Genomic DNA, 18,742 nt, shown 5'->3' with positions numbered 1-18,742 from the left:
AGCGCTAACTTTGGCTGTAAGTTTGTCATATTTGGATACTGTCCAACCATGCTGTTTCATTTTTCTCACATGTACTAACTAATTGTGATAAGCATCATTCGATTAAATCTCTGTTAACGTTCGTTAACCGCTTGATTAAAAGTTTAAAAGGAGCATAATCGCACTATGAAAGGCAGATGAAATCAGCTGATAAAGACTTATAACCATAGAGGTAAAATGGAACTGAGAGCATTTAAAAAAGAAGACCATGACGTGCTTATCGAGTGGATCGACTCAGAAAAATTGAATTATCAATGGGGTGGTCCAACCTTTGAGTTTCCATTGGATTCAGTGCAAATTTCTAAACACTGTTCTCAAACGAAAGTGTTTCCTTTTATCTTCGTTATATCAGGTAAGAGTGCTGGCTATGTTGAACTATTTAGAGTTTCAGCGTCACATTTTAGAATTTGCCGCGTATTTATTTCGGACAGCTTTCGTGGGAATGGCGCCTCAAAGCTCATGCTTCATAAGTTAGTCGAGCTAGCAAAAGAAAAATACAGCGCCAGCTTACTATCATTGGCCGTATTTGAACGAAACTTAGTTGCGAGAAACTGCTATGAGTCTTTAGGTTTTACGGTGACATCGAGTGAAAGTGGCTCTCGTTCTTTCGACGGTGAGATTTGGGGTCTTTTACGCATGGAAAAACGGTTATAACAAACCCTTAAGCCTTCAAGGTACTTTTGCTAATCCGTTCGAAATGTTCTAGAGAAGCACGTCAAACACATTTCTCCAGGTCTTGATGAACTGTTTTGCGAGGATAAATTGATTGGGGAATATATCTACAATAACTTCTACATTCCGTGAAATAAATCTTTCAAAATGATTACATGAAAAAAAATTAATTAAAACATAGGGTTATCTATGAATGAGTAAGCTTTATTTTTTTGAAATTATATTCATTTTATTTGAAAAAATCTATTTACAATTTAAAGAAAGTATATAAAATAATCATTTCTTTTTTAATTCTAATTTTTATCTTATCTCATTTACTATCTGTCACTTTGACCAAAAAAACAAGTGTGCGATTTTAAGTTTTTGGGTAAATCTAATACATGAAGGTCGTTAATGAAATCTGCAAATATCCAACTTTTAACGTTCCCATTATTTAAAAATACCTTAAAAGTATACTCTAGCTGTTTAGTGACAAGTTTCTTAAGTCTTTTGGGATATATTATTTCTGTTTTATATATTTCAAAATTAAATGAGAATGCCATTGCAGCAAGTGGGCTAATTGAATCTAGTTTGGCAACTACATATGTGGTTTGTTTTGGTTTACTTAATTCAGTGACTTTATTATCAGCTAAGTCTTTTGGAGAAAAGAACCCATTTAAAAGTATTGAAATATTGATAAATAGTCTTGTCTATACAATACCAGTTGTATTGATTCCTTGTTTCATCATTTATTACTCTGATTCCATTTTCTTATCTTTAGGACAACCTAAAGAGGTGGTCTCATATGCATACCAAGTCCTCTTTATTTCAATTATTGATTTTCCATTGGCTATTTTGTCTTTCACTTTTTCTCAGTTTTTGCTGGCACAAAATTACCAAAAAATAACGGTCAATATCACTATTTTTAAGTTTTCAATCCAAGTTTTTCTTTGTTATTTTATGATTCATGGATTTGCCGATTTTAAAGGGTTTGGTTTAAATGGGCTGGTGTATACATGGATTTTGACGGATTTGATTGCTGTTTTATTTTACATAACTTTTTGTTACTTTAAGTTTTTAAAATCCACTCAAATTTCATCGTATTCAAGTTTAATAAAATTAGGAACTCTTTTACAGTTATTTAAATTAGGTATTCCTTCAGCAATTGAATCAAGCTCTGTCATTTTGGTTTACTCATTTATCATTGTGATCATTGGTTGGTCAGGTGTTCATGAGTTAACCATGCAACAAGTTATAAATCAGTATGCAAATATTTTTACGACACCCTTTAGCGTTTTAATGTCAGCAGGCGCAATATTGGCAGGACAAGGTTATGGTGAGTTAGATAAATCAAAAATATCGATTCATAGAAAAAATCTTTTATTGATTGGTTATATTCAATTTATATTTATTTGTGCTGTTTTGCTGTCTAGCTCTAATTTTTTGGTCCGCTCTTATATTGGTTCAGAGTCGATTTTAACAGAGCATGAAATTTGGATTACCAAATTAATGCTGTCTCTAATTGGAATAAAATTGATTTTTGATATTTATCTTTGGACAAATATGGGGTGTTTGAGGGGTATGTTTGATGTGAAGTCTCCCATGTATATCCAAGTTTTATTGGCATATTTCATACAGTTACCATGCTGTTATATTTTATCTTATAATTTGGGTTACGGTGTCACTGGATTTGTTGTTGCTAATATAATTGTGACCATTCTTGGTGCTTTTTTGATGAATATGAGATTTAAACAGCAGTATATTAATATTTGTTTCTAAACTATATTGATTTATAAAACTTGGTATTATGTGTCGCTATTTAATAAAAAGGGATTATATCATGGCACACGTTATATTAATTATACCTTTTATAAACGATAAAAATTGTAAAAAGAGTCAATTTGGAAGGGGTTCTACTAATATTCCTGATAATAAAAAATTGTATGGATTAATTGGATTATGTCTACTCACGATAATTACCATTTTAAATACAAAAGAGAAATTTAAAAGTTGTTCAATATTCCCCCTCCTCAAAGTGTACGCTTCTGACGCATAAGTCTATGAAATCAATAGAAAGGTTGATAATGCTATAAAAGGAGTATCAACAAAATGACAATCAACTTTTAAGGATTAGATTTTGCAACAGATATCATCCTGATGATACGCCCTAGTTAGCTTGCTATAAACTTGATGATTTTGCTATGTTTATAACAATATAATACAAGATTTTACCTTATCTAGGGCCCCTCAAATTACATAGTTCTTCTGAGGGTTTTAAAAAAAGTTGGAGTGCAGAATCTAATTAATGGAAAAGATTAGCAAACCATGTTTTAAAGCTTTAACTCACTTAAACTGGGATGATTATCAGGCCTACGACCTTGAGTCCAATGAAATTTTCGTTCAGATTCCTTAATGGGCATATCATTAATACTGGCATGTCGCTCTATCATGAGACCATCTTCATTGAAAACCCAGTTTTCATTCCCATAAGCACGGTACCAGTTCCCATTCTTATCCCGGTATTCATAAGCATAGCGAACGGAAATACGGTTGCCTTGGAAGGCAAAAAGCTCTTTAATTAGGCGATATTCTAACTCTTTTGACCATTTTTCTTTTAAAAAAGTTTGAGCCTCTTCACGACCATGAAGAAAGCATATACGATTTCGCCATTTTGTATCTAATGAATATGATAAAGAAACTTTAGCTGCATCACGGCTATTCCAGCCATCTTCTGCAATTCGAACTTTTTCTCTGGCTGTTTCTTCGGTATATGGTGGCAAAGGATATCTTTTTTCTGTCATGGGTTACTCCATTTTACTGAATGATTAGATAACAAAAGTAAACCGATCGGTTTACTTTGTCAATCAGAATTTATTTTTATTTGATAAAAGTCTAAGTTAATTATTCCTAATTGGAATTAGTATATATAGATGTTTTTCCGGTTATGTTGTAAAATTTTAGGCATGTGTAAAGAGGGGGATTCATGGCGCAAGCTTCTAAACGAGAGCAGATCATAACTACTGCGCTTAAATTATTTTACAAAAATGGTTTTAATGCTACAGGTATTGAAGAAATACGTAAAACGGCAAATGTATCCAAGAAAACGTTGTATAATCACTTTAAATCTAAAGATGAATTAATTTTAGCGGTATTGCTTAGACAGGATGAGCAATTTAGACATAATTTTATACGGGCAGTTGAACGCTTTGGAACCACGGGGAGAGAGCAATTAGTAGCCATCTTTGATGCACTAAATGAATGGTTTAATGATAAAGATTTTACTGGTTGTATATTTGTTAATGCTGTAGCAGAACTCAAATACGAGTATGGACCATATCATACTGCCTGTTCTGAGCATAAACGATTAATGCATAGCTATATTAAGTCGCTTGCTAAAAAATCTTGCGCCCAAAAACCGGATAAACTTTCAGCACAATTAAATCTGCTTATCGAGGGAGCTACCGTCCAAGCACATGTATGCGGAGATAAACAAGCAGCCCTTAAGGCTAAAGAAATCGCAATGATTCTTATTGAAAGTAATATTAACAAGAATTTACTTTAGTGAATGAGTAATATTCATTGTTTCCATCATGCGAATTTTTATCATGTTAATATCCGATATAAAGTGTATTAATTTCAATTTAAGTGTAAATATCCATATTTACAAGATTATTAAAATATTTGGATAACAATAATATAACTAATTATTTAATGCTTAAGAGCATAAACAGAATCTCGGTGGACAAGGTCTAACTTAAAATCGATTTTATTTGTAGGTATACCTAATAAAACTTTTGTTGCATACTCTGCTATTTGTTGCATTGGATAGTTTATGGTTGTCAACTTTGGGTAGACCTGAGTTGCTAAATTTATATTATCAAAACCAATTACTGAGATTTGTTTTGGAATTTTGATGTTATGGCTATGAAGATAAGAAATGACGCCTGTGGCCATTCTATCATTAAAGCATATGACGGCAGATACTTTTTTTTCATCTAATAAAGCTTTCATTGCATGGACACCGCCATAGTGATTAGGCTCTGTTTTTTTGACAATACAGTTTGTAATGTCATATTCTTTCATTGCTCTAAGATAACCATTTTTTCTTTCGTCAGAGGTGTCTGTTTTATATAAAGAATTTAAATAAGCAATATGCTTATGTCCATGACTTAATAAATATTTTGTAGCTAGATAAGTTCCTTTTTGTTGATCAACATAAACACATTGATGAGGAAGACGAGTGACATTTCTATTTATAATAATTAAATTTTTAACCTTTTGAGATATATTTTTTAAATCAATATCCGTCAACCCTTGTGAATGTATAATGAAATATTCACATTGCTGTCTTAAAAAAAAATCAATCACATCCATTTCCAATTTTCTTTCATGAAAACCATTGCCAATCAAAGTATCGTATCCATACGACATGGCAATATCGTCGATAGCTTTGATAATTTGACCAAAAAATGGATCGGACATATCTCTTACCAGGATACCAATTGTTTTAGATTTTTTCCTAACGAGTGCTTGTGCTGAAGAATTAGGTTGATAGTCTAATTCACCTATGGCTTTTTCAACGAGCTGTTTATTTAAATTTGATACATGCCCCTTATTATTTAAAACACGAGAAACAGTAGCAATGGAAACTCCAGCTTTTTGGGCTACATCTTTAATATTAGGCATAATATTTTACATTCTAAATAACAATTATTTTATAATAATAATGATTTGAAAAATGTTACCTAACCTGAAATATTAAAAATACTTCACATTATTCAATTTTACATAAAAAGGTAGTGAGATGAGTCAAATAAACAATTTGAATATCCCTTCGATAGTTGTCTCAATTGTATTCATATGCTTTAGTTAACTACTTTCCCAAGCAATAGATTTAGACTTGTGAGCCCATCTTTTTAATAAGATGATTGAATTAATTAGCATCATAATTATGCTCGCATATGTAATCCCTTTCAAACCAAAATTTAATTGAAAGCAAAATAGATAGGCTAACGGAATGGTCAATAACCATGAGGTTAATATGCTTACATACATTGGGAATTTCATATCTAAAATGCCTCTTAAACTTCCGATTTTAATAGAAATGACTGTATCTAGTAATAACCTTGAGCCTGTCAATATGAGGATAACACTGGCAAGATTTAGCATTTCGGGTGTGAAAGTATTGTCTTGACCTACATAAAATAATATCATTTTTTGAGGTATGGAAATGAATAATATCATGACCAGTGACGCAAAAAATAACCCTATTGTAAGAAGAGTATGACCATATTGTGTTATATCCATTTTATTTTGAGCCCCATAAGATTGAGAGATCAAAATAGAGCTGGATTGGGATAACGCAAAAATAGGCACGACAAGCAAAATAAAATATTGATTAACGATTTGTTGTATTGCAAGTTCATTTGTTCCAAGCCAACCGACCATGAAAGTAATAGTGAGAAGTTGTAACATTTCACTTGTGGATTGAATTGTCATGGGAAATCCAACTTTGAATATTCTTAATAGATATTTGAACTGATTATAAGAGGGTTTTAAAATTTCAAATTTTATGAAATATATATTTTTTAAAATATAGATAGAATATGTGATAATAGCGAAGAATAACCATATCGTTGTTGACCAAGCTAGTCCTGGTATTCCAAGTTTGGGCAAACCAAAATTACCATAAATCAAGCTGTAAGAAAAAAAATTAATGACAAATAAGCTCACCAAACTCATTAAAACAATGATTTTCTTCCGCTCAACAGCAATTAAAAATTGTTGGAACACTAAGGCAATCATAATTAAGGGCGTTGTGATCATATAAACATTTGTATAACTTTGAACGAGTGTAATAATGGAGCTTGGTTGGTGAAAAGCATTTAAAATAAAATCAATTTTGTATAAAACTATATCTATAAAAATACTTAATAATAAAGCAGCAATCAGACCACTTTTAAAATAAGCGCCTATTTGTTTCATATCTCGAGCGCCGTATGATTTAGATATAAGAATACCCACTGAAGTTAATAAGTTTGCGCTTACAACAATAATAAATGCTTGGATCGGTGTAATCATAGCACTAGCAGCAAGTTCTTTGTTGCCAAGGTGCGCAATCATGATCATTCCAATAAAACCTGAAATGACTTGAATAAATTTAGTCATTGCAATAGATAATGAGACTTGTAGACTTTTTTTTATAATGATATTCAAAGGGGACTTTGAATTTTCCATAGAAGAACTCCATAAAACTTAAGATTAATTTAAAAGTGGATTTTTAATCTAGCTATTTAGTTCATTTTGAAAGTACCTCATAAGAATTAAACATGAAGTATATGTATATTAACAATATGTGGTCAAGCCTTTTTTATTTTTACCTAACTATTCAGTTAAAAGAATTGACATCCTCAAAGCGTTTATTAGATTTTTAGATTGTCTCTTTTGGACTATGTTTTTGACTTTTCAAATATATTAAATGTTAAGAACTCTTTCTTAGATATGATAACAATATGTGTTTTTTATATCTCTATCTGAATGGGTCCTAGCGTTATTTTTTGGTGTTTTAGGATAAGGAACATGATTTAAGTGAAGATTAATACCATTTTATGGTATTAATCTTTTCTTTATAAATTGAATGAACACAGGAAATACTGATATGGCGATAATCATCAAAATGATAAGCGAAAAATGACTTTTAACTATTGGGATGCGTCCAAAGAAATAACCGCACAAGCTTATTAGACAAACCCAGCTTATAGAACCAATAACACTAAAACTTAGAAATCTTAGATATTCCAATTTTGATATGCCGGCAGCAAAAGGTATGAATGTCCTAATAATTGGTATAAATCGACCAAAAATAATTATGATTAAACCATACTTGTGATAATAATCTATTGTTTTTGATAGATGTTTTTCGTTAAAATACCAGCGACCAGTTAATTTTCTTATATGGCCTTCCGAACGCCTACCGACCCAAAAATTGGTTGAATCGCCTAATATGACGGATAAAGTAAATACAACTAACAAAACCTTGATGTTAATTATGTTAATGTTGCCTGCAGATAAACTACCAGCAGTAAATAATAAGGTGTCACCAGGCAAAAAAGGCATTAAGACAATTCCTGTTTCACAAAAAAGAATCAGTCCCATAATAGCATATGCCCATAAACCATATTGTGAAACCATTTCAGTGAGATAATGAGTAGAATGTTCCATGACATAGATAAGTTGTTGTAGCATTATAATTCCTCAATATTCAAAATTTCATCAACACTTTTGTGTTCTTTAGAAGAAAAATTTAAAATTAATACAAACACAAACACAAACACAAACATCACTCCTAAAAATATTAATGATGTTGTACCATCACCCAGACCAAATCCTCCTAGACTTTTTGGCTTGGCGATTAAGTCGGCGGCAGAAGCTCCGAAAGGTCGAGTTAAAATGTAAGTTATCCAGAATAAAGTGATATTATCAATGCGGAAAACATATAATATACTGGGTATGAATATCATTGCTAGACCAAAAAAAATTGTTGCTTGGACATAGCCTAAATGAAGTGAGTGCGCAACGAAATCACCTGATGATGTACCTAAACAAAAAGTAAATAAAATAACCAGCCAATAAAATATTTCTCGCTTAGTGGTATTGATACAATGTGGATCTAAAGTTTTTTCGTTGCGGTACCAAATATAAAATATGCTCATTAATAAAAAAACAAAACAACCAGTTGATACAATAAGAGGAACTCCTATAAAATGTATAGCATCAGCAAACATAGTCCCAAATATAGCCACTAAAATAATTACACTCCAGTACATCCAAGAAACGAACCTCTTATGAGTGATTTGGATAAAAAGTGAAGTAATTAATAATAGAAATATTGCTCCTATCGACAATACTGGTGAAATTGAATACATAAAATCAGAAGAAGATTCTCCAATAGTTGTTGAAATAATTTTTAAAAGCCAAAAAATAACAGTAACTTGAGCGACTTTACTCAACTGTAATGGTTTATTTTTGCTAGGTACAGAGTCCATTAAATTCCTACAAAATATATGAATAATAAAGGAAAAGTATATTAAATAAGTCTGACTAGAAGATGACTAGCAAATGACAATATGGTCATTTTTGCTATTAAAAAATTGTATGTAATAACCATGTAATCATAGACTTTGACGTTAAGATAAATAGGTAGGCAGATGACATAATATTTTTAAACATCGTGTTTTCTACTTTTGATAAAAAAGATACCTAAGGATTATTTGTTTTATTATTAAAAAATTAGTTATAAAAACTGAGCTGGTTTAAAGGTATTTTTGAATTGGCTTCACTCAAGATTAAATGGATAAAGAAACTTAATATTTTAAGTTTCTTTATCTAATTGTTAGGGATTGTATTTTTGGAAATGAGGCAACTGATCCTTTTGACTTATCTAATAAAGAAATCTCATTACAGAATTACCAAAAAATTTATTTAATTTTACTTTAGGAGTAGGTGACAATAATACATAATTAATTATGAATTTACTTGCACAATTTTAATGTAAGGGTAATAAAATTATTTGTACCTATTGTGTTTATTTGAATTGTATCTTGTTTTTATAATAAAAAAGAAGGATAGTAAAATTTTAAAATTATAGGATGCAAAGTAATGAATTACCGAAAACCTTCACACCCCATAATAGAAAAACTTGATTTAAAAATTCCTCTTTTTATCGCGCCAATGCTAGGCGTTACATCAGAAGCGTTGATAATTAGTGCCTCTCAAGAAAAAACTTTTTCTTTTTTACCGACAGGGGCAAGTGAGAAATTATCAAAAGATATCATTCAAGAAATATATGAAAATATAGTTTCAAAAGGAAATTCTGATTATATTGGTATTGCTATTGATATGAATCGACTTAAAGTAGATGACTCATTTTTTGACTTTGTATTAAGTTTGAAGCCAAAAGCAATCTGGTTTTCATTTGGAGAAGTTTCTTCATATATAAAAAAATGTAAACAAAATAATGTCCTTGCTTTTACACAATTAAATACATTCAAAGAGATGCAAGATGCTATTGATGCGGATGTGGATGTAATAGTTGCGCAGGGTCTTGAAGCTGGTGGTCATACTGGAAATAAAAACTCAATTGTCAGCCTATTACCAAATATTAAGGATTATTTGGGTAAAATAAAAAAAACAAACCAAATTGCAGTTCTTGCCGCTGGAGGCATTGTGGATAGCAGAACATTCAAAGCTGCAAGAGTTTTAGGCGCAGATGGTGTTGTGATGGGAACGAGATTTGCACTATCTTATGAATCCGATTATCCCGAAAGATATAAAAACAATATTCTAAATGTAAAAAATAATTTTGATGCTACTTTATTAAGTTATGAAGCTGATTTAATTATGGGAAGAAAAAAACACTCGCATCAAGGACGCGCACTAATCAATAATATGATCAATAACACTGTCACTCAAAATTTAACAGAAAATAATTTATCGGAGACACAAAAAAAATATCAACAAGCTATTAAAAATCATAATGTTGCATATGAAATTATTTGGTGTAGCCAAAATGTGGGTTTAATAAAGAAACTACTCAGTGTCAGAGATATTATTAAGCAAATTAAAGATCAACTTGAGTAATACGTTCATAAAAGGGGTTATTCAATGATAGTTATTTAATGACTATCAATTTTTAAAACTTGAATATTCTAGAAACACTGAATCCATTTAATAATTGAAAAAAAGGCTGTTATTTTATACTTAGAATCCTTATTTCATATAAGAAAAAACGAATTAAATACAGATAAATGTTAACTTCTTCGCATTTATTCAAGTAAATTTGAAAATTTTAATGGAGCTCTATAGAGTAATGATGAATTAATTATTTGAATGAAAAATACGCTTTTTTGTATGTTTTTCCATGTTAAATAAATCGTGTTTGTAATTAAAGTAAACTTGATCAATGCTTATAATACTTGAAGCCTTTAGGTATATATTTAAATTATTATCACCCATTTAGTTTATCTTAATTGAAGTTTGTTTTCTTTTTTAAAGGGAAGGATAGTAATATTAAAAAAATGAATACCAATAAAATAAATTACCTTAAATCTTCACACCCCATAATAGAAAAACTTGATTTAAAAATCCCTCTTTTTATCGCGCCAATGCTAGGCGTTACATCAGAAGCATTGATAATTAGTGCTTCTCAAGAAAAAATTTTTTCTTTTTTGCCGACAGGGGCAAGTGAGAAATTATCTAGATATATCATTCAAGAAATATATGAAAATATAGTTTCAAAAGGAAATTCTGATTATATTGGTATTGCCATTGATATGAATCGACTTAAAGTAGATGACTCATTTTTTGACTTTGTATTAAGTTTGAAGCCAAAAGCAATCTGGTTTTCATTTGGAGAAGCTTCTTCTTATATAAAAAAATGCAAACAAAATAATATCCTTGCCTTTACACAATTAAATACATTTAAAGAGATGCAAGATGCTATTGATGCGGATGTAGATGTATTAGTTGCGCAAGGTCTTGAAGCTGGTGGTCATACTGGAAATAAAAACTCAATTGTCAGTCTATTGCCTAACATTAAGGATTATTTGGGTAAAATAAAAAAAACAAACCAAATTGCAGTTCTTGCCGCTGGAGGCGTTGTGGATAGCAGAACATTCAAAGCTGCAAGAGTTTTAGGCGCAGATGGTGTTGTGATGGGAACGAGATTTGCACTATCTTATGAATCTGATTATCCTGAAAGATATAAAAACAATATTCTAAATGTAAAAAATAATTTCGATGCTACTTTATTAAGCTATGAAGCCGATTTAATTATGGGAAGAAAAAAGCACTCGCATCAAGGACGCGCACTAATCAATAATATATTAAATAACACTGTCACCAAAAACTTATCTGAGAACAATTTATTTATAACACGTATTACACAAAAAAATACCAACAAGCTACTATAAATCATGATGTTGCGAATGAAATTATTTGGTGTAGCCAAAACGTGGGATTGATAAACAAACTACTCAGTGTCAGAGATATTATTAATGAAATTGAAATGGAACTTGAGTAATATTGTTCTTAAAAAGAGGCCTTCAATGATATTTATTCAATCACTCTTAATTTAGTATCTGTCATTGAATGAGGCATTTGTTTCGCTTCATGATATGTTTGCATCATGTCTAGTAGGTCACGCATCTGCTCTTCATGCATTTTATTTTTATGCATCAGTTCCTTGTTTGTTTCTTCTAGCATCAAAAAATGAAGCCTTATTGTCTCTAATTGACGGTTAACTTTTTTATTATGAGAAAGGGATTCTAAGTTTCGAATTTCATTTAAAATTAGTTTTATGTGATTGGATTTCATATTCACTCCCTAAATTTTGCTCCTTTATAACTAATGTATCAGATTAAAAATTAAAATATATTTTATATTGAAATTTATTAAAAAATTTGGATTTTTGTCGCAACTTATTGGTTGAAAAAGAAAGTGACATAACTATAATCACCTCAGCTAAAAATAGGATGGCTTGTTAATTGCCGAGTCTGGTCTATCCTTAAAGGTACAAATTTTTGATAACACTAGGTTTTCATGAATAAAAAAAACGGAGCTTATGCTCCAGTTTTTTATCCTTCAATAGTTTTTATTATTATATTTGCATTGTTTGGAATTTTATTTCCAAAACAAGCAAACACACTTTTTGCCTTTTTCCAGTTTCAACTTTCCCACACTTTAGGTTGGCTTTACATTTTAGGAATGGCAATATTTGTTTGTCTTTGTGCTTTTTTAATGATGAGCCGCTTGGGCGATATCAAATTAGGACCAGACCATAGCTTACCCGATCATAGTAATTTATCTTGGTTTGCGATGCTTTTTGCTGCAGGAATGGGGATTGGTTTAATGTTTTATTCTGTAGCAGAGCCATTACTTCATTACGTGAAACCACCTGATTTAAATAAAGGCATGAATATTGATTCGGCGATTGATGCTATGAATGTAACTTTTTTTCATTGGGGGCTTCAAGCATGGTCTGTTTATGCAATGGTTGGTCTTTCCTTAGCTTATTTCTCATATAGACACAAATTACCGCTTTTACCTAGGTCATTTTTATATCCTGTTATTGGCGATAAAATTTATGGTGTATTAGGTCATTTGGTTGATATTTTTGCAATACTTGGAACCTTGTTTGGAATTGCGACATCCTTAGGTTTAGGGGCTTCTCAAATTAATTCTGGCCTGAATTTTTTATTTGATATTCCAGTTGGTGTTCATATTCAAATTATCATAATTGCATTGATCACTGTTGTCGCAACCATTTCTGTTGCTTTAGGGCTAGAGAAAGGTATTAAAATATTGAGTAATTTTAATATTATTGTGGCTGTTATTTTACTCCTTTTTGTGTTGGTTTTATTTGGTGTAACGCCTTTACTACAAGCTTTTGTGCAAAACACAGGACATTATCTTAGTACCATTGTATCCAAAACATTTAATTTATATGCTTATGAAAATAAACAAAACTGGTTAAGTGCGAATACACTTTTTTATTGGGGATGGTGGATTGCTTGGGCACCTTTCGTTGGAATGTTTATTGCTAAAGTTTCACGGGGTCGTACGATAAGAGAATTTATTATAGGTGTTTTGTTTGTTCCGACTGGATTTACATTTTTTGGTTGACTGTATTTGGAAACTCTGCGATTGATTTGGTAATGTCTCAAGGAGCGGATAACCTTTTGAGGGCGGTACAAGATAATGTCCCCATTGCATTGTTTGAATTTTTAGCATACTTTCCATTGTCTGGTTTAACCTCAATTTTAGCACTGATATTGATAGTTACATTTTTTGTTACCTCATCAGATTCAGGATCATTTGTGATAGATATAATTGCTTCTGGTAATGCAAAAAAGTCCAAAGTTTGGCAAAGAATTTTTTGGTCCGTGCTTGAAGGTCTTTTAGCTATCTCATTACTTTTTTCTGGTGGGTTAGTTGGATTGCAGACAGCAACAATTGCAAGTGCTTTTCCATTTTTAATTATCTTATTTATCATGTCTTACTCTTTAATTAAAGCATTAAGAGAGGATTACTTGAGAGTGCATAGCGTACAAAATCACTCAACTGCAGTACAATATTTTTCTGCTAATATGACTTGGAAGCAAAGGTTAACGGATTTATTAAATCAATCGAATAAGAAAGATGCAAAAATTTTTATAGTAGATACAGTTGTTCCTGCCATTCAAACGATTGCTGAAGAAATTAAGGAAAATGGTATAAAAGCCAAAGTTTTCATTGAGAAAGATAGTGTCAAACTCATTATTCCAAAAAATACAGATATAAATTTTGTATATTCAGTTAAGTTAAGGAAGTTCATTAACCCAGAATTTACGGAAGAAGACATAAATGATTTAATACCTGAAGAGCAGATATACTATCGTGCAGAAGTATTTCTTGAACAGGGCGGCCAACAATATGATATTTTAGGCTATACAAAAGAGCAGGTTATTGCAGATATTTTGACGCAATATGAAAAGCATCTCTATTATATCCACGTTTCAAATGCAGATAAATCTATTCTTTAAGTAATTACTTTTAAACACTGAAATGTTCAAATCACAATTAATTTAATTATTTTAGATTAATATCAATTTTTTTCTCTCTTATAGACTTGACATCAAAGTTTTTGAAAACATTTGTTTTTTTTACATGTAAAAAATTATTTTGCATGTATAAATGTATAAAAAATTATAAATACAAACACAAGAGATGAAAAAAATGAAAATTTTAAAAAACCTTTACGTTCAAGTTTTAATTGGTATCTTCTTGGGAGGTCTTGCAGGAGCTTTTTATCCTGACTTTGCTACTCAATTTAAACCATTCGCTGATATCTTTATCAAGCTTGTAAAAATGTTAATTGCTCCCATCATTTTTCTAACTTTAGTTTCTGGCATTGCAGCAATGAAAGATATGAAGCTTGTTGGTAAAATTGGGGGCGCATCATTAATATACTTTATGATTACGACTACCTGTGCTTTGACAATTGGGTTGATAGTGGTCAATGTTTTGCACCCTGGAAGTGGGATGAACATTGATCCTAAAAGTTTAGACATTAATGCGGCATCAAGTTATATTGGTGGTGCCCATCAAATGAAAAGTATTCCTGATTTCATCATGAATATTGTGCCAAGTACCTTTGTTGGTGCATTTGTACATGGTGAGATTTTACAGGTCTTGTTGGTTGCTATATTTTTTGCATCAGCATTGTTAATGATTGGAGAAAAAGCAGAGCCAATTTTAAATGGTATAGAAACTCTTTCGCAAGTCTTTTTTAAAATTGTTCATATGGTAATGAAATATGCGCCAATTGCTGCATTTGCTGCTATGGCTTTCACGATTGGAAAATATGGAACTCATTCAATTTTAGGTTTAATTAGTTTAATTTTAACTTTTTATTTAACCTGCTTTGTTTTTGTTATTGGTATTTTAGGATTTATTTTACATTTTTACTGTAAAATAAATGTTTTTAAATTACTTAAATATATCAAAGAAGAAATATTTATTGTGATTGCAACATCATCTTCTGAATCAGCATTACCATCATTAATGGAAAAACTTTCCAAGTTAGGTTGCAAACGTTCTATCGTAGGATTAGTCGTCCCGACAGGTTATTCTTTTAATTTGGATGGAACTTCTATTTATTTAACAATGGCAGCCATTTTTATCGCACAGGCAACAAATATCGATTTGTCGATATATCAACAAATTATGCTTTTGGGTTTAATGATTATAAGCTCTAAGGGAGCCGCAGGGGTCACAGGTAGTGGCTTTATTATTTTAGCGAGCTCATTAGCAGCAGTGGGGCATGTTCCTGTTGCTGGAATAGTGATTATTTTAGGAATTGATCGTTTTATGTCTGAAGGTAGAGCAATTACAAATATGATAGGAAATAGTATCGCAACTCTGATTATATCGAAGTGGCAAAATGGTTTAGATTATAAGCAAGTGAATCAAAATTTGAATCAAGTTCGAGAAAAATCAAAGCAAACCACTTCAATACAACTTAATTAAAAAGAGCTATATCTCTTGATAAAAATGTAACACAAGCAAGCATATGTTAATGTTTAATCGGGAGATACGCACAAATTTTGTCAAAAGTAGAACCTAAATATCTTAAGAGTCAATAATTTAAAGCCCCTTTAAAAAGGGGCTCAGTTTTTTGTAAGTTTTTTTAAGAATTCGAGTTTATTTTGTAATTTTTTTTCAAAACCATATTCCTTAGGTTCGTAATATGTTTTAGCTTCCATTGAGCTTGGAAAATAAATTTGTCCAGGTGAATAGGCATATGGTTCATCATGACTGTAACGATATTTTATAGTTGCATTTTTTGGTAAAGTGTTTTTTAAATGCTCTGGAACACCCAAATCAGGGCCATTTTGTATATCTTTTCTGACTTTCTTCCAAGCTTTGTGAATTGAATTACTTTTGGGACAACAGGCTAAGTAAACTATGGCTTGTGCAAACGAATCAGTTTCAGCATCTCCTAATTTTTTATAAGCCTCCCAACAAGAATTGATGATCGTGATACAGTTTGGCTCTGCAAGTCCAACATCTTCTGATGCAATTACTAAGAGTCTTCTGAATACATAATCATACGGACAACCTGACTCAATCATTTTTGCAGCCCAATAGAGAGCGGCATCTGGATCAGAACCTCGAATGCTTTTTTGTAGTGCACTGATTTGATCATACCAATTGTTATTTTTTTATCAAAATTTAAAGGTTTACTAGATATAGATTTTAGATGACTTAACTTTATATATATATCTTTATCACTTTCTTGCAATGCTGCATAGTAACATGTTTCAAGCATGTTTAATGCGTACCTTAAATCTCCATTAGATAATTCAGCTATTGAATGAATCACCTTATGATCAACTTTAGTTGTAATGTGAGGGTTAGGTGCAGATAAACCCTTTTTAGGATCTTCGATTACAGCTTTTAAGCGTTTAGTAATATCAGTGGCTTCTAATGACTTTAGTTTAAGTACTTGAAGCCTTGAAAGTAGGGCATTATTTAACTCAAATGAAATGTTTTCTGTCGTTGCAGCAATTAAATAAAACTGACCACTTTCAATAAAAGGTAACAGAAAATCCTGTTGAGATTTTGAAAACCTATGAATTTCATCAATAAATAAAATAAAAGGTTTATCACTTAATGTTGTTGATAATGCAACAATTTCTTTCAACTGTTTTACTCCGTCGGTTACAGCTGATAGTTCTTTGAAATGACCATCATAATGTGCAGCAATCAAGTGTGCCAGTGTCGTTTTACCAGTACCTGATGGTCCTTGCAGAACGAGGGATACTAGATGATTCTTATTTAAAATGAGATTCAACAAAGAATTGGATTGAAAAAGTTCATTTTGTCCAACAAAATCTTTAATGTTTTTCGGTCTTACCCGATATGATAGGGGGGGTAATTTTGTGTTTTTTTTGTTTTCAAAATTAAGCATCTTCGTCAATTATCAATTCTAAAATTAAATCATCATAATTTCTTTTAAACACTTATACAACTTCTTTTACACCATAATTTTCTAAATTTTCTCTGTGAGTAAAGCTGTAAAAAGATTTGAAACTATTACATTAAAGCTGATGAAATCATTTAATGTGAGTTTTTATTAAAGTTCATAATTGAGAAAAATGTATGTCCAAATGGTGAAAGTAATAAATGTATACTATTTTAAAAAGATTAAAGTGTATGGAATATTCGTTATGAAATTGATTTTTTTATTTTTGAGCTTAATTTTTTTAATTTCATGTGGGGGTGAGAGCGGAGAAAGTAATACTTATAAAGAAGAAGATACATCTATAACGCCGGATAATCCTGATCCAAATCCTGATCCAAACCCTGATCCAGTTCCAATTGATCCAATAAATCCTGATAACCCACAAATTAAAATTATACAGTTATCATCTGGGAACAATCATTCTTGTGTTGTGACTGAAAATAACGATGTATATTGTTGGGGAGGAAATGAGTTCGGACAACTTGGTAATGGAAGTTTTGAAAATTCATTTGTACCAGTATTAATCGAGAATTTCAAATTTAAGCAAATATCCAGTGGTAATAAGTTCACATGTGGTATTGATACAGATGATGAAGCATATTGCTGGGGTTCAAACTCTTATCGTCAGTTAGGAAAAGAATGTGGGATTATTCAAACTTGTGGTTTAGAAACAAATGAAAACTCACCTATTAAAGTATCTAACATCAAATTTAGGCAGATTAGTTCTGGAGACGACTATGTTTGTGCAATCAGTGTTGATGATTTAGCTTATTGCTGGGGTAGGAATACTAAGGGAGAGCTTGGTCAAAACTCAGATGATTTCTTTTTTAGCTCACCTACTAAGGTGCGTGATCCTGTTCTTGGAGCAGTTGTTTATTACAAAAATATTAATGCAGGGTCATTTCAGACCTGTGCTATTTCCTTAGATAATCAGCTGTATTGTTGGGGATCGAACAAAAAAGGTGGTATTGGACAAAATTTGAACTTAGATAATTTTGACAGGCCAACTCTCTTAGATTTTGATTATTTAGATACACCGGAAAAAATTGTATCGGGGACCTTGTCAGCATGCATGATTAATAACAGTCAGCAATTGTTCTGTTGGGGGAATAATGATGTAAATGAATTGTATTTGTCGACACCTAGTATTTTAGAACCTCAAATAATTGAAATTGAGAACCAAAATATTCAAGAGGTAGCTCTAAGTTTAGGTTCTCAAAATATTTTAGGTGACAATCGAAGTCACTCGTGCGCCTTGTCTTCGAGCAATGTCATATATTGTTTTGGTTCAAATAATTTTGGTCAATTAGGAACAAGAAATTTAACTGTTAATCGAAACGAAATTAAAGACATTTTATTTTCAGATATTAGTGTTGGTTATCAATTTTCATGTGGCCTTAATGTTGATCAAACACAAGTTATATGTTGGGGGTTAAATGATGTGGGGCAGCTTGGTCGGGCCAGGTAAAATTTCATTTTTTTAATAAG

15 protein-coding genes and 1 pseudogene are annotated in these 18,742 nt (G+C 31.2%); 8 read left to right on the top strand and 8 right to left on the bottom strand.

Going from position 1 to position 18,742, the window contains the following annotated elements:
• Positions 1-216: 216 nt before the first annotated feature.
• Together CF386_RS09365 and CF386_RS09360 are read left to right on the top strand one after the other, a co-directional pair.
• Entirely contained in the window at positions 217-693 is a 477-nt protein-coding gene (locus tag CF386_RS09365) for a GNAT family N-acetyltransferase (RefSeq protein ID WP_089074177.1), read from the top strand.
• A gap of 411 nt (positions 694-1,104) precedes the next feature.
• Positions 1,105-2,469, top strand: a complete 1,365-nt coding sequence (locus CF386_RS09360) for an MATE family efflux transporter (protein ID WP_089074176.1) — start codon at positions 1,105-1,107, stop codon at positions 2,467-2,469.
• 551 nt (positions 2,470-3,020) lie between these two features.
• Here the strand turns inward: CF386_RS09360 and CF386_RS09350 are convergent.
• The gene (locus CF386_RS09350; protein ID WP_089074174.1) at positions 3,021-3,491 is read right to left on the bottom strand and encodes a nuclear transport factor 2 family protein; all 471 of its coding nucleotides are present in this window, start codon (positions 3,489-3,491) and stop codon (positions 3,021-3,023) included.
• A gap of 182 nt (positions 3,492-3,673) precedes the next feature.
• Between CF386_RS09350 and CF386_RS09345 the strand changes: the two genes are divergently transcribed.
• On the top strand, positions 3,674-4,252 hold the full coding sequence (locus CF386_RS09345; protein WP_089074173.1) for a TetR/AcrR family transcriptional regulator: 579 nt from the start codon (positions 3,674-3,676) through the stop codon (positions 4,250-4,252).
• 146 nt (positions 4,253-4,398) lie between these two features.
• Here the strand turns inward: CF386_RS09345 and CF386_RS09340 are convergent, their stop codons facing one another.
• The 4 genes from CF386_RS09340 to CF386_RS09325 form a co-directional block, all read right to left on the bottom strand.
• The gene (locus CF386_RS09340; RefSeq protein WP_089074172.1) at positions 4,399-5,376 is read right to left on the bottom strand and encodes a LacI family DNA-binding transcriptional regulator; all 978 of its coding nucleotides are present in this window, start codon (positions 5,374-5,376) and stop codon (positions 4,399-4,401) included.
• Between the two features lie 183 nt (positions 5,377-5,559).
• A complete protein-coding gene (locus CF386_RS09335) occupies positions 5,560-6,927 on the bottom strand; it encodes an MATE family efflux transporter (RefSeq protein ID WP_089074171.1) in 1,368 nt (455 codons plus the stop codon).
• Positions 6,928-7,296: 369 nt separating this feature from the next.
• The gene (locus CF386_RS09330) at positions 7,297-7,935 is read right to left on the bottom strand and encodes a VTT domain-containing protein (protein WP_089074170.1); all 639 of its coding nucleotides are present in this window, start codon (positions 7,933-7,935) and stop codon (positions 7,297-7,299) included.
• Positions 7,935-8,735, bottom strand: a complete 801-nt coding sequence (locus tag CF386_RS09325; protein ID WP_089074169.1) for a COG4705 family protein — start codon at positions 8,733-8,735, stop codon at positions 7,935-7,937. The genes CF386_RS09330 and CF386_RS09325 overlap by 1 nt, the downstream gene beginning before the upstream one ends.
• A 613-nt stretch (positions 8,736-9,348) precedes the next feature.
• Between CF386_RS09325 and CF386_RS09320 the strand changes: the two genes are divergently transcribed.
• Together CF386_RS09320 and CF386_RS09315 are read left to right on the top strand one after the other, a co-directional pair.
• On the top strand, positions 9,349-10,329 hold the full coding sequence (locus CF386_RS09320) for an NAD(P)H-dependent flavin oxidoreductase (protein WP_089074168.1): 981 nt from the start codon (positions 9,349-9,351) through the stop codon (positions 10,327-10,329).
• Between the two features lie 437 nt (positions 10,330-10,766).
• Positions 10,767-11,660, top strand: coding sequence for an NAD(P)H-dependent flavin oxidoreductase (locus CF386_RS09315; protein ID WP_089074167.1), 894 nt, complete (start codon positions 10,767-10,769; stop codon positions 11,658-11,660).
• A gap of 142 nt (positions 11,661-11,802) precedes the next feature.
• Here the strand turns inward: CF386_RS09315 and CF386_RS09310 are convergent, their stop codons facing one another.
• Positions 11,803-12,063, bottom strand: coding sequence for a hypothetical protein (locus CF386_RS09310; RefSeq protein ID WP_089074166.1), 261 nt, complete (start codon positions 12,061-12,063; stop codon positions 11,803-11,805).
• A 225-nt stretch (positions 12,064-12,288) separates the two neighbouring features.
• Between CF386_RS09310 and CF386_RS13730 the strand changes: the two are divergent.
• Positions 12,289-14,270, top strand: a pseudogene (locus CF386_RS13730) (BCCT family transporter).
• A 193-nt stretch (positions 14,271-14,463) separates the two neighbouring features.
• Entirely contained in the window at positions 14,464-15,756 is a 1,293-nt protein-coding gene (gene dctA / locus CF386_RS09300; protein ID WP_089074165.1) for a C4-dicarboxylate transporter DctA, read from the top strand.
• A 140-nt stretch (positions 15,757-15,896) separates the two neighbouring features.
• On the opposite strand, the gene CF386_RS09295 is transcribed toward dctA, so the two are convergent.
• Positions 15,897-16,361: an AAA family ATPase gene (locus CF386_RS09295; protein ID WP_089074164.1), complete on the bottom strand. Its 465-nt coding sequence runs from the start codon at positions 16,359-16,361 to the stop codon at positions 15,897-15,899.
• Positions 16,358-17,200 (bottom strand): AAA family ATPase, encoded by an 843-nt coding sequence (locus CF386_RS09290; RefSeq protein ID WP_089074163.1) that lies wholly within the window; start codon positions 17,198-17,200, stop codon positions 16,358-16,360. The genes CF386_RS09295 and CF386_RS09290 overlap by 4 nt, the downstream gene beginning before the upstream one ends.
• Positions 17,201-17,459: 259 nt before the next feature.
• Between CF386_RS09290 and CF386_RS09285 the strand changes: the two genes are divergently transcribed.
• Positions 17,460-18,722 (top strand): RCC1 domain-containing protein, encoded by a 1,263-nt coding sequence (locus tag CF386_RS09285; RefSeq protein ID WP_158522371.1) that lies wholly within the window; start codon positions 17,460-17,462, stop codon positions 18,720-18,722.
• Positions 18,723-18,742 lie beyond the last annotated feature (20 nt).

Origin of the sequence: Paraphotobacterium marinum, assembly GCF_002216855.1 — a bacterium.
Classification (GTDB): Bacteria; Pseudomonadota; Gammaproteobacteria; order Enterobacterales; family Vibrionaceae; genus Paraphotobacterium; species Paraphotobacterium marinum.
Note: the sequence above shows the minus strand (reverse complement) of the source record. Positions and strands in the feature narration are given on the sequence as shown.